The sequence below is a fragment of the Burkholderia sp. BDU5 genome (assembly GCF_001522845.1).
GTDB lineage: Bacteria > Pseudomonadota > Gammaproteobacteria > Burkholderiales > Burkholderiaceae > Burkholderia > Burkholderia mayonis.
Map to the genome: position 1 here is coordinate 1 of NZ_LOWC01000055.1, position 727 is coordinate 727.

1 protein-coding gene is annotated in these 727 nt (G+C 64.8%); it reads left to right on the forward strand.

Annotated features, from left to right (window positions below; genetic code table 11):
* The coding region (locus tag WS69_RS11660; RefSeq protein WP_156438065.1) for a hemagglutinin repeat-containing protein at positions 1–727 on the forward strand (727 nt) is incomplete at both ends.

Genomic DNA, 727 nt, shown 5'->3' on the forward strand with positions numbered 1-727 from the left:
CGACGCAGACGACGCACCAGGTGAGCCGCGATGGCGCAACGAGCGACAAGACGACGCTCGGGCCGGCCGCGAACCTGAACGTGGCCGGCGACGCGTCGATCAAGACCGGCGGCGACTTCCAGCAGAATGCGGGCAACCTGAATGTCGGCGGGAACCTGAACGCCAATATTGGCGGAAACTGGAATCTCGGCGTGCAGCAGACCGGCGAACACAAGGTCGTGCAGCGTGCGAACGGCGTGTCGGATACGGACCTCAACAGCGCAACCGGCAGCACAGTGAACGTCGGCGGCAAGTCGGCCATCGGTGTGGGCGGTGACTTGACGGCGCAAGGTGCGCAGCTCGACTTCGGCCAGGGCGGCACGATCGCGGCCAAGGGGAACGTGACCTTCGGTGCGGCGAGCGTCACGTCGACCATCAACGCCAACAGCTCGGGCGACCAGGGGAATCGCAGCTATGCGGAAACCCGGCATGGATCGGACCAGGCGCTGACGGGCACGACCGTCAAGGGCGGCGATACGCTCAATGTGGTGTCGAACAAGGACATCAACGTCATCGGCAGCACGATCGACCTGAAGAAAGGCGATGCGAACCTGCTGGCGGCCGGCGACGTGAACGTCGGTGCGGCTACTGAAACGCATGTGTACAACTCACGCGAGACGCACAGCCGCAGCGGCGTCGTGAGTGGCACGAAGATCGCCAGCTCGCAGGATGCAACCTCGACGATCGC